Origin of the sequence: Nonomuraea sp. NPDC049421, assembly GCF_040677005.1 — a bacterium.
In the GTDB taxonomy this organism is placed as follows: domain Bacteria; phylum Actinomycetota; class Actinomycetes; order Streptosporangiales; family Streptosporangiaceae; genus Nonomuraea; species Nonomuraea salmonea.
Window position 1 is genome coordinate 117,226 of the sequence record NZ_JBFAQA010000020.1, and the last position, 11,410, is coordinate 128,635.

An 11,410-nucleotide genomic window follows, 5' to 3' on the forward strand; every position below is an offset into this window, starting at 1 on the left:
ATCGTGATGCTGAACAGGTGGCCGTTTCGACAGGCACCCACACCGGAGACTCAACGGCTGTAGATGGCAGGGGCGTCGAGCACGATGACAGGGCAACCTTCGCCGTCCAGCCGGTCGCCTTCGACGGCGACCCCGGTGGCCGTCTCGATGAAGGCGAACGCGGCACAGCGCCTGCCGTCGAAGTCCCCGTCATCGAGGGCGTCGAGCATGACGGGGAAGTCTGTGAAGACATCGGGCGCGTTGTCGATCCGGTCGCCGAAGACGTAGTTCCCGATCCGTGCTCGGACCCTGCCGCCGCCCGCACAGGCGAGCGTCGATGTGCCGTTGAACTGCCACGACGTGGTCCACACGCGGGCGTCCTCGCCGAGCGCGGAGAGAAGGCCGTCGGGCAGGGGGTCGCCGTACCTGCACTCCAGGAACCCGTACGTCCTTGAGCCACTGGTGCTGCTTGAGGAGAGCGCGGTAATGGTCGATCACTTGCTCGTCGTGGAGCGCGCTGGGCATATCGGGCGGATCGGTTCGTGGGGGAGGTACTGCCGCCACTCGGCCGGGGTGAGTTGGGGGCGCGCGCGGCCGGACATCGCGCAGAGCGTCTCGGCGGGGTCGGTGGGGAGTGCCACGTCCCAGAGCCGGATGCCGCCGTCGTCGCCGGCGGCGGCCAGCGTCCGGCTGTCCGGGCTGAACGCCAGCGTGCGGAGGGCGAGGCCGGAGGCGGTCAGCGCGGCGCCGATCGGGCGGTGGGTGGCCACGTCCCACAACCTGATCGTCCCGCCGACGTCGGCGCTGGCCAGCCGGCCGTCCGGTGCGAAGGCCACGTCCGTCACCTCCTCGTCGTGACCGCTCAGCGGGACGCCGATCTGGCGGCGGGTCGCCACGTCCCAGAGCCGTACCATCTTGTCGGTACCCGCGCTGGCCAGGACGTGTCCTCCTGGGGCGAACTCGATGTCGGTCAGGGCGCCGGTGTGGCCGATCAGGGGAGCGCCCGCAGGCCGCCGGGTGGCCACGTCGTAGAACTGGACCTGGTTACGCGTGATGCCGGTCTCCGCGTCGAAGGTCCGTTCGCTGGCGACGGCGAGGATGCGTCCGTCCGGGCTGAACTCCAGATCCACCAGCCCTTGGGTGCGGTCGAGCAGCGGTGCGCCGAGCGGGCGGCGGGTCGCCACGTCCCACAGCTGCACATTGGGTATCTGGGCGCGCTCGTAGCCCTGGGCGATGCCGGTGTCGGCGGTGGCGAGCAGGCGGCCGTCCGGGCTGAAGGCCGCCTCGTTCCCGTACGCCTCCTTCGGGACGGGCGCGGGGCGGCGGGTGCGGACGTCCCACAACCGCACAGGTGCGGCGGTGTCGGTGCTGACCAGTGTGCGTCCGTCCGGGTTGAACCGCAGCTCGGTTACCGGACTGAGGTGTCCGGTGAGCGGCGGCCCGAGCGGGCGGCGGGTGCGGGCGTCCCACAGCCGCACGGCCCCGTGCTGCTCGTCCTGATCGGTCACGCCTGTGGCCAGGACACGTCCGTCCGGGCTGAACGCCACGGCCTGGACCGGCCCCGCCTCGGGGTCGACCGGCCCGGCCTCGGGGTCGACCGGCCCGGCCTCGGGGTCGACCGGCGGGTCGAGCGGCCGATGCGTGGCCATGTCCCACAGCCGTACGGTGTTGTCGCCGTGGGAGGAGCTGCTGGCCAGGAGCCGCCCGTCCGGGCTGAACTCCACATCGGCGACCCAGTCGGCATGGCCCAGGAGGGGCGTGCCGATCTCATGGCGGGTGGCCACGTCCCACGCCAGCAGGGCCCCGCCACCCCCGCGTCCTCCGCCGACCAGGGTCCGGCCGTCAGGGCTGAAGGCGACCGTGTCGATCCGGTGATCAGGGCGGCCGGTCAGGGGCGCGCCCGCCGGGCGGCGGGTGGCCGGGTCCCACAGGCGTACCGTGTCGTCGTCCGCCGCGACCGCGATCAGCCGGCCGTCCGGGCTGAAGTCCACCTCGGGCACCGCGTGATCGTGACGGGCGAGCGGCCCGCCGACCTGCCGGCGGGTGGCGACGTTCCACAGCCGTACGGTCTTGTCGGCTCCGCCGGTGACCAGGAGGCGTCCGTCGGGGCTGAAGTCCGCCGCGTAGACGGCGTCCCGGTGGCCGGTGAGTTCGCCGGCCTGGCGGTGGTCGGCCACGTCCCACAGGCGCAGGGTGCCGTCGAAGCCGGCGGTGGCCAGCAGACGTCCGTCCGGGCTGAAGTCGGTGGCGTGGACGGGGCCTCGGTGGCCGACGAGTTCGGCGACCTGACGGCGGGTGGTCACGTCCCAGAGGCGTACGGTGCCGGCGGCGCCGGCGGTGACGAGGAGGCGTCCGTCGGGGCTGAAGTCCGTGGTGTGGAGCCCATGTTGGTGGCTGGTGAGCTGGCCGGTCTGGCGGTGGGTGGCGACGTCCCACAGGCGCAGGGTGCCGTCGAAGCCGGCGGAGGCCAGCAGGCGGCCGTCGGGGCTGAAAACCGACCTCACCACCGATTCGGTGTGGCCGATGAGCTCCCCGCGTGCCGGGTGGGCCAGCGCGTTCAGCATCGCCCGCCGGGCGGCGGCGGTCGGCGCGACGCGGTGGGCGGCCACCGCCAGCAGCTGGGCGACGGTGGAGTCGCGGTCCAGCAGACTCTCGCTCTGCACGGCGAGGCTGTGCGACAGGTTGAGGTTCTTCTCCTTCTGCGCCAGAACGAGCCGCTGCTCGGCGGTACGGGCGGCGTTCACCGCGAAGACCGTCGAGACCAGCGCTGCCACAAGGAGCACCGCGAGCCCGGCGACCGCCTGCCGCCGGAGGCGGGCGTGGCGGCGGGCCGTGGCCTGTTCCGCCGCCTGCGCCGCCTGGCACGCCTCCAGGAACTCCTGCTCGGTGGTCGTGAGGGCGGCGGGGTTCGCGGCGGCCCAGTCGAGGACGGTCTGCAGGCGTGTGCCCCGGTAGAGCAGTGACGGGTCACGGGCCTCGCGGTCCCACGCCGAGGCCGTCTCGGCCAGGCGTCGGTGGGTACGCAGTCCCGCGCGGTCGGCGTGGATCCATTCGCGGAGTCTGGGCCAGGCTCGCAGGAGGGCTTCGTGGGCGAGTCGGGCGGAGTCGTCGGTGAGGGTGAGGAGGCGGGCGGTGGTGAAGGCGTCGATCACCTGTGAGGTGGGGCCGGGTGGGAAGTGGGCGGGTGGCAGTGTGCTGATGTCGATGGGGCGGCGGGTTTCGGCGCCGGAATCCTCGACGCAGACCATGTGCAGGAGCAGGCGGCGGGCGATGTCCTGGGCGGTGGGGTCGAGGGCGGTGTAGACCTGTTCGGCGGTGGCGGCGACGGCGCCTGCGATGCCGCCGGTCTTGCGGTAGCCGGTCACGGTGAGGGTGTCGCCTGTGCGGTGTTGCCAGGTGGTGAGCAGGGCGTGGGAGAGCAGGGGGAGCGTGCCCGGCTCGTGGACGCTGTCGTGCTCGTCGATCGTGGGTGGTAGACCCATGTCTCTGAGCAGCAGCTCCACGAGTGCGGGTTCGACGGTGAGTCCGGCTTTGTGGGCGGGGCCGGTGATGGCGGTGCGGAGTTCGGCGACGTTCATGGGGCCGAGGGGGAGCTGGGCTTCGCGCAGGGCGGTCAGGAGGGTGGGGTGGCTGAGGCAGTGGCCGTAGAAGTCGGCGCGCAGACCGAGGATCACCAGCGCGCCGGCAGCGGCCAGTGCGTCGATCGCTGAAAGGAAGGTACGGCGTTCGGTCTCGTCGCTGCAGAGGGTGAAGATCTCCTCGAGTTGATCGACGATGAGGACCAGGCGGCGGGCGGCGGCGGTGCAGGTCGGGTCGTTGAACGCGTCCGCGATCCACCGGGTAAGGACGGCGGGATCGCCAGCAAGATCTTCAGCGGGGCCTTCAGCGGGGCTTACAGCGGGGCCTGCAGCGGGGCCGTCAGCAAGATCTGCGCCGGGGCCGCCGGCGGGGTCTATGCCGGGGTCTTGGCCGGGGTCTTCGCCGGGGGTGTGGCCGATGAGCGTGCCGATCCGGGTCAGCAGCGCGGCGACGGGATGCTCGCCGGGCGTGAGCACGATGACCGGCCATGTGCGGGAGCCGGGTGTGGGCAGTGTCCCCCGGCGCAGGGCGGGCAGGAGTCCGGCTCGGAGCAGGGAGGTCTTGCCCGCTCCTGAGGGGGCGACGACGATCAGCGGGCCACGGGGTGGTCCGGCCAGGCGTGTGAGCAGGGCGCTGACGGCTCGGTCGCGGCCGAAGAACCAGCGGGCGTCCTCCGGTTCGTACGGTCGCAGCCCTCGGTAGGGGCAGCCGCCGCCGGGCGGGGCGAGCGCTTCGGCCAGATCGGTCAGCTTGGCGCCGGTCTGCAGCGCCGCGTCGCAGGCGCGGGCGACTCCGACCGAGAGCGCCTTCTCGCCGGTCTCGACCTTGCTGAGGTAGCCCTTGGTGTAGTGGGTCAGCCGCGCGAGCTCGTTCAGCGACAGCCCGCGCGCCACCCGCAATCGCCGCAACACGGCACCAGGAGTTTCCACACCCAGAACTTTACTCAAAGTGGCATGACAGTTGCTCTTTGTGATGATACGTCCGGGTTTCCCTGGCCACCCTGCGTGCGAGGCGACGGGAAACCTCTCCTGCTCCGGCCGTGGCGCGCCGCACGATCGGTGCCGTGGACGCCGCCACCCCGGCGGCGCCGGAACAGAAAGGCAACGACATGCGTACTCAGATCAAGACCATCAGCGGCCTCGCCCTCGGACTGGCCCTCGGCTTCGGTGCCCTCGCCGTGCCGGCCGCGGCGGCGGCCCCCGGGACGGCGGTCGCGGCGCAGGCGCGGTCGGGCATCGACTTCCGGGTGCCCGGGGTCAGGATCTTCGCCCGGGCGGACGGCCAGTCAACCCGGGTGGGCCTCGGCTATCCCGGTCAGGGCTGGGAGATCCACCGTGCGGTGGACGGCACGTCGTACACCTGCGACAACGGCGTGACCACCACCGTCTGGGAGTACGGCCGCAACCTCCGCACCGGAGTGGTCGGCTATGTCCCGAGCTGCAACACCGTGATCGTCTGACGTGACCCGCCCTGGGCGCCGGAGATCCGGCGCCCAGGGCGTCAGAACTGCCAGACGTCGTCGCGCAACAGCACCACCTTCCCGCCCGGCCCGAGGCCGGTGACCGTGACGTCCGGGCCGCCGACCATGAAGTCGACGTGGACGCGCGAGGTGTTCACGCCCGCCGCGTCCAGCCGTACGGGATCGTCCGTACGCAACTCGGCGGGCACACCGGGCGGCAACCCCGCGCCCCAGGCCAGGTGGCAGGTGGCGTTCTCGTCCAGGAGGGTCTCCATGTACGTGACGCCGCTCTCGCCCACCCGCGACGAACGATCGACCAGGGCGAGCTCGCCCAGCCGGGCCGCCCCCGCGTCGGTGGCCTGGTGCGTACGGACGACGTCGGCCCCGGCGCTCGCCCTGACCTCGGTCACGACGCCGCCGGAGAACGTCAGCTCCAGGTCGCGGACGACGGTCCCGTCGAGGGAGAGCGGCCGGGTGGCGCGGACCGTCCCGTCCACGCGCCGGTAGTCGGGGGTGGTGAACACCTCCTCGGTCGGCAGGTTGGCCTGGAACGGGCGGCCCTCGACGTCCTCCAAGCGGGCGGCGGTCCAGTGGGCGTCCGGGAGCAGGCCGATGGTCAGGTCGGTGCCGGGGCCCTCGAACCGCACGGCGTCCAGGCGCAGCTCGGTGAGCCGCCGGGCGCGGTCGAGCAGCGCGGCGATGCGCTGCCGCCAGGCCGCGCGCGGGTCGGGCTCGTCGAGGCGGAGGATGCGGCGCAGGTGCCGCCACAGCCGGGCCTGGTCGGGTTCGCCGAAGACGGTACGGGCCCACTCGGGAGTGGCGTACGGGATGATCGTCCAGCGGACCAGGTTGCCGAGCTGGAGCCGCTGCCGTGAGGTGAGCGACGGCATGCGATCCAGGCCGACGCGTACCGGGTCGAGCCCGGCCAGGAGGTCGGGGGCGGCGGCGCCGCGGATGTTGACGATGATGCCGCCGTGCCGTCCGGCCTCGTCGTTGCGGGCGTCGAGCCACGCGGGCACCTCGGCCAGGGTCGCCGTTTCGGCGTGCTGGACGCGGGAGCGTTTGGCGTACGGGTCGAAGTACCAGATGTCGGCATAGCGGGCGCCTCTGGCGTAGGCGGCCTCGGCGAGCGCCCGGGCCAGCGGGGCGTGCTCGATCTCCGCGTTGATCAGCACCCGGTCGTCCGCCAGAAGGGGGACGGCCACGTCGAACACCACGTCCGCGTAGCCGGCCAGGTCAGCGTCGGGAATGGTCAAGGGGGGCTCCTTTGCGTACGGGCATGAACAGCAGGGCTCCGGCGGCGGACACGACGCCCGCCACGGCGAAGCCGGCGGACAGGCCGAACCGGTCGGCCAGGACGCCGAGGGACAAGGCGGCGCTGAGGAAACCGACGTCGAAGAAGGCCGTCGTGGTGGCCACCGCTGAGCCGCGCTCCTCCGCGGGCACGTCGTGCACGGCCATCCGGAGGAAGGCGGGCAGGCCGAGGCCCTGCCCGGCGCCGATCAGCGCGATCGCGCACCACGTTCCCGCCGGGGAGGGCCAGGCGGCGAGCAGGAGCGTTCCCGCTCCGGTCAGCAGGAGGGAGACGACGGCCAGGCGCGCCGGGGAGGTCGTGGCCAGCGGGCGGTGTCCCGCCAGGCGGATGGTGATGAGGACGCCGCCGTAGACCAGGAAGTGGAGGTTGCCGGAGTCGTCGCCGAGGTGCAGGGGGAGGAAGGCGCTGATGGCGGTGTAGCCCCACACGGAGGCCAGGTAGGCGAAGCCGGGCCGCAGCGCGGACGGGTGGTACAGGCGGGCCCGCCCGGTTGCCGAACCCGAGCCCGCGCTCCCCACGGTCTTCGGCAAGGTGAGCCGGACCGCCGCCGAGCCGAGCGCCGCGGCGGCGGCCGTGACCCAGACGGCGGCGAACCCCCACGTGGCGTACAGCGTCTCGGCGATGACCGGCCCCGTGAGCAGGCCGGCGTTGACGACGACGGAGAAGTGGTTGATCGCCGCCCCGGACCGCCGGTGATCGCCGGCCAGCGTGGCGAGACCGACGTACGCCAGCGCCTCACCGACCCCGGCGACGCCGCGCAGGACGAGGAACAGCGGTAACTCCCCGGCGGCGAGCAGCGCGAGGGACGTACCGGACAGCAGCAGCGCCCCCGCGCACAGGGCCGCGCGCCGTCCGAGTCTGTCGGCCACCTGTCCGGCGAGCGGGCGGGCGAGCACCCCTGCCGCCGCGGTGACGGCCAGCGAGACGCCCACCATGCCGGCCTGCTGGCCCAGCGGGCCGGTCAGGTAGCGCGGAACCGCCGGGATGAGTAGCCCGATCGACAGGAACGCGCCGGCCGTACAGACGAGCAGGCGCCCGATCACCGCTCGTCGCGGAGTTCGAGCAGGATCGCGGTCATGCTGACCTTGACGCCGTCGTGCGGCGGCCCTGCCTTGTCGTGCACGAGCGCCACCGCCTGGTCGATCAGGGCGACCACCTCCTCCCAGACGGGCCTGGGCAGCCACACCTCGGCGTCCATGGACGTGCGCTGGCGCTCGGTCTCCGTCAGACGCCTGGCCAGGTCGGTGCTCATCGCCTGGAAGAGGAGCTGCCGTCCCTCGGACCGGTCGAGCCGCTCGCCGCTGGACGGGTCGTAGCGGTAGCGCAGCTGCGGGCGGCCCTTGCCGGACCGCGGCTGCTCGTCCGTCTGCTGGAGGAAACCCGCCTTGGCCAGCTGGCGCAGGTGGTAGCTGGCCGAGGCGTGCGCGATGCCGAGCTGGTCGGCGACCTCGGTGGCCGACATCGACGCGCCGGTGAGCAGCGACACGATGCGGATGCGCAGTGGGTTGGCCAGGGCGCGCAGGGGGACGAGGTCATTTTCCGAAGACACGTTGGGATAATACTTTTCCAACAGCTCTTGGGAAAGGGGTTGCGCGGATGCTGCTGACGATCCTCGGCGGATGCGGCGTTTGGCCGGCGGCGGGTCAGGCGTGCAGTGGGTACCTCGTGGAGCACGACGGGTTCAGGCTGCTCATCGACCCCGGATACGCGATCGTGCCCCGGCTGCTGGAACGGGTCGGCGCCGACCAGATCGATGCCGTGTTCGTCAGCCACGGCCATCCCGACCACTGCGCCGACCTGAACCCGCTGCTGCGAGCCCGCACGATGGTCGAGAATCCGGCGGCACCGCTGCCGGTGTACGCGCCGCCGGGCGCCCTGGACGCGGTGCTCGCGCTGGACCGCCCAGGAGTGCTGACCGGCTCCTACGTCCTGCGTGATCTGGTCCCCGACATCGGCCCCTTCCGCGTACGAACCCGGCTGCTTCCGCACTCGGTGCCCAATGTCGGCATAAGGCTGACAGCAGGCGGACGGGTCCTCGTCTACACCGGCGACTGCGGCCCGAGCCCCGGCCGCGTGGACCTGGCCCGTGACGCCGACCTCCTCCTGGCCGAGGCCACCTACGCGGACCGGGTCCCGATGGGTTCCCTCCTGACGAGCGCCCGCCAGGCAGGCCGGCAAGCGCGGGAAGCCGATGTCCGGCACCTGTTACTGACGCACCTGCAGCCGGGCACCGACCCCGCCGCCGCGCGAGCCGCCGCCGCGACCGCGTACGACGGTGAGATCGGCGTCGCCACGTCCGGTCTCGTCATCGACGTTCATGCGATCCGGTAGGCGGCGGCGCCGTTGTGCAGGAAACGGGCGCGGCCGTGCTCGTCGGAACCGACCAGCGACAGGACCTGATGGCCGGAAGGATCGGAGTCGAGGGTGATGATCGAGCTGTCGTTGAGTCGTACGACCTCGACCCGCCTTTCCGACCCGCCGGCGCGGTAGACGAGGAACGCGCGGTCGTTCTCGCTGGTCAAGGTGAGGTCGTGCAGCGTGGAGCGGTAGGTGCCGCACATGCGGTCCACGTCGATCGCGGCCGGGCTCAAGGGCGGCACAGGACGCGGCGCCGTCTCGACGCCCGCCAGTTCCCTGAGCACCGCCCCGAAGATCTCGTACGCCAGAGGCTCCCCACCCGCGCTGTTGGTCAGCACCGCCACCGCCACCCCCGCCGACGGGACGACGCGCAGCCACGCCTCCTGCCCCTTGGTGACACCGGTGTGCCCGACGACGCCGTCCTGATAGCGCATCCATCCGAGCCCCCAGCCGATGACGCCGCCACCGAAGTCCGGGACATCGTCCAGCTGCGGCTCGCGCGGCGCCGCCAGCGCGGGATCGGCGAGATGCAGGCGGACGAACTCCAGCAGCTCCCGAGCGCTGATCGCGAAGTGCGACCCGCTGGGCGCCGCGTAGTAGGAAACCGCCCACTCCTTGACCGGGACGACCTCGCCGCCGCCGTTGCGGACGTGGCCGACCGCCGCCCGGTGCAGGATCGCCTCGAAGGGGTCGATGGCGGCAGTCCGCAAACCCAGTGGCGTCACCAGACGTTCGCGGAGCACGTCGTGAAAGGGCTTGCCGCGTAGCACCTCCACCAGCCGGCCGAGGATCACGTACCCGCTGTTGGAGTAGGAGAAGACGGTGCCGGGCGGGAGGAGGTGCTCCGCCTCGGCAAGGATGGCGACGAACCTCTCGATGCCGTCCAGATCTTGGTGATCGAGCCGATCTTGAACACCGACTCGGTCGTGGCCTCGACCTGGGTACGCAGACTCAGGACCCCCGCAGCCTCGTCCCGAATCTCCCCATCGGCCAGGACGGCGACCTGCGCGCCCGGTACGTCATACCTCGCAACAAGCTCACCCAGGTCCCATCCCACCCCGAACAGGCTAATGGGCCGTGATGGCGGCCCCGTTAGCGTAGGCGGATGCGGGACACATCGACTGATCACCACCGCTTCGCGGTCCTCGCCGATCACGGCCAGTTCTACCTGCAGGATCTCGACGCTCACGCGGCCTGGATGAGGTCGCATGCCGACTCGGGCGCTCCCGCCGGATGGACCGAAGAGGCCGTGAACTCGGACCGCATCAGCGTGCACCCCCACTCGATCGCAGTGGGAACAGCCCGAAGCGATGTGGTGGAAACGACCGTCCACGTGCACTCCACCACACCCACAGCGAACCTGGAGGAAGCCGAGCACGTCGCCGAGGCCGACATCGAACTGCCCAACGGCGACCTGGCGATCTACGGCCCAGCCGACGACCCCGGCCAAGAACGGCACATCCACCTCGAAGCCGGCCGCTACCGCGTGCGAGTGTCGTACATCCCGTATGTCCCACCGGTGGAAGCAGACGAGCTGGGAGATCATTTCCTGTACCGCATCGACGTCTGGCCGGTCGACAGCCTGGCGGCCCTCGCCGTACTGAAGCAAGGCCCAAGCTCTTGGGCCGGCTAGACGGCGCACCGGCCTGCGGTCATCCGCAGGTATGGCTTGCTTCAAAGCGTGCGATCGGGAGCGTAAGTGGGCGGCTGTGGGGGTGAAGCGCCAGCATGAAGATGTGCGAGCTTATGTGGATTGTCACGTCCATGCGATGCGGCCTGCCCAGACGGGGAACAAAGACCAGGACGGTGGCTTTGCCTGGAGGCCGGATAAAGAAAAGTCGATTCCATGGATTGAACGCTTGAACCACTCGAGCGTTCCGGTTTCGTCGTCTGCTTGCGAAGGCCATGCATGGTCGTCGTCGGCGGCTGAGCAGTACTGACCGATCTCATGCTCATCGTCAGTACGCAGCGCATCGGAATATCTTTTCCCTTGCCGCGGATCGGACACCGAAACCTCGGTTCCGGCCGCTCATGACGCATGCCCGACTTTCGTGGTCTGGTCCTGCCTGACGGCTGAGTCCACTCCCAATCATCCGTCGCACAACAAACCGGGGGAAACAAATGAACCACAACCGCATCTACGTGAATTCGGCTCGACAGAATCACCCGTTCGACGGTTGGAACGAGGTCCAAGGCGGCGGCCTCACGGATCACCCGCTGGCGGCGGCAGGGTTCGGTGACCGGCTGTACGTCTTCGCCGCGGGCACGGACCGGCGGATCTACGTGAACTCGGCCCGGCAGAATCACCCGTTCGACGGTTGGAACGAGGTTCAAGGCGGCGGCCTCACGGATCACCCGCTGGCGGCCGCGTCGTTCGGCGACCGTCTCTACGTCTTCGGCAGGGGTACCGACCGGCGGATCTACGTGAATTCGGCCCGGCAGGACCACCCGTTCGACGGTTGGACGGAGGTCCAGGGTGGCGGCCTCACGGACCATTCGCTGGCGGCGGCGGCGTTCGGTGATCGGCTGTACGTCTTCGCCGCGGGGACGGATCGGCGGATCTACGTGAATTCGGCCCGGCAGAATCAGCCGTTCGACGGTTGGACGGAGGTCCAGGGTGGGGGCCTCACGGACCATTCGCTGGCGGCGGCGGCGTTCGGTGATCGGCTGTACGTCTTCGCCGCGGGGACGGATCGGCGGATCTACGTGAATTCGGCACG

At 71.1% G+C, this 11,410-nt stretch carries 11 protein-coding genes; 4 read left to right on the forward strand and 7 right to left on the reverse strand.

Annotated features, from left to right (window positions below; all coding sequences use genetic code 11):
• Positions 1–50: 50 nt before the first annotated feature.
• Entirely contained in the window at positions 51–350 is a 300-nt protein-coding gene (locus AB0K18_RS30525; RefSeq protein WP_364920992.1) for a hypothetical protein, read from the reverse strand.
• Positions 351–473: 123 nt separating this feature from the next.
• Positions 474–4,487, reverse strand: coding sequence for a helix-turn-helix domain-containing protein (locus AB0K18_RS30530; RefSeq protein ID WP_364920995.1), 4,014 nt, complete (start codon positions 4,485–4,487; stop codon positions 474–476).
• A gap of 134 nt (positions 4,488–4,621) precedes the next feature.
• Between AB0K18_RS30530 and AB0K18_RS30535 the strand changes: the two genes are divergently transcribed.
• A complete protein-coding gene (locus AB0K18_RS30535) occupies positions 4,622–5,017 on the forward strand; it encodes a hypothetical protein (protein WP_364920998.1) in 396 nt (131 codons plus the stop codon).
• A 41-nt stretch (positions 5,018–5,058) separates the two neighbouring features.
• Here the strand turns inward: AB0K18_RS30535 and AB0K18_RS30540 are convergent, their stop codons facing one another.
• Genes AB0K18_RS30540 through AB0K18_RS30550 form a run of 3 tightly spaced genes read right to left on the reverse strand, consistent with a single transcriptional unit; the run spans position 5,059 to position 7,881 of the window.
• Positions 5,059–6,273: an aminopeptidase gene (locus AB0K18_RS30540; RefSeq protein ID WP_364921000.1), complete on the reverse strand. Its 1,215-nt coding sequence runs from the start codon at positions 6,271–6,273 to the stop codon at positions 5,059–5,061.
• Complete coding sequence (locus tag AB0K18_RS30545) at positions 6,254–7,375, reverse strand: MFS transporter (RefSeq protein WP_364921003.1); 1,122 nt, start codon at positions 7,373–7,375, stop codon at positions 6,254–6,256. The genes AB0K18_RS30540 and AB0K18_RS30545 overlap by 20 nt, the downstream gene beginning before the upstream one ends.
• On the reverse strand, positions 7,372–7,881 hold the full coding sequence (locus AB0K18_RS30550) for a helix-turn-helix domain-containing protein (RefSeq protein WP_364921006.1): 510 nt from the start codon (positions 7,879–7,881) through the stop codon (positions 7,372–7,374). Before AB0K18_RS30550 ends, AB0K18_RS30545 begins: the two co-directional genes overlap by 4 nt.
• 47 nt (positions 7,882–7,928) lie before the next feature.
• Here AB0K18_RS30550 and AB0K18_RS30555 point away from each other — a divergent pair, with 47 nt between their 5' ends.
• Positions 7,929–8,663 (forward strand): MBL fold metallo-hydrolase, encoded by a 735-nt coding sequence (locus AB0K18_RS30555; protein ID WP_364921009.1) that lies wholly within the window; start codon positions 7,929–7,931, stop codon positions 8,661–8,663.
• Here AB0K18_RS30555 and AB0K18_RS30560 read toward each other — a convergent pair.
• Entirely contained in the window at positions 8,648–9,577 is a 930-nt protein-coding gene (locus AB0K18_RS30560) for a serine hydrolase domain-containing protein (RefSeq protein WP_364921182.1), read from the reverse strand. The genes AB0K18_RS30555 and AB0K18_RS30560 overlap by 16 nt on opposite strands.
• Positions 9,481–9,900, reverse strand: a complete 420-nt coding sequence (locus AB0K18_RS30565) for a serine hydrolase (protein WP_364921011.1) — start codon at positions 9,898–9,900, stop codon at positions 9,481–9,483. Before AB0K18_RS30565 ends, AB0K18_RS30560 begins: the two co-directional genes overlap by 97 nt.
• On the opposite strand from AB0K18_RS30565, the gene AB0K18_RS30570 reads away from it, so the two are divergent.
• Together AB0K18_RS30570 and AB0K18_RS30575 are read left to right on the forward strand one after the other, a co-directional pair.
• On the forward strand, positions 9,796–10,323 hold the full coding sequence (locus AB0K18_RS30570; protein ID WP_364921202.1) for a hypothetical protein: 528 nt from the start codon (positions 9,796–9,798) through the stop codon (positions 10,321–10,323). The genes AB0K18_RS30565 and AB0K18_RS30570 overlap by 105 nt on opposite strands.
• Before the next feature lie 488 nt (positions 10,324–10,811).
• On the forward strand, positions 10,812–11,410 hold a 599-nt coding region (locus AB0K18_RS30575; protein ID WP_364921014.1), incomplete at its 3' end, for a hypothetical protein.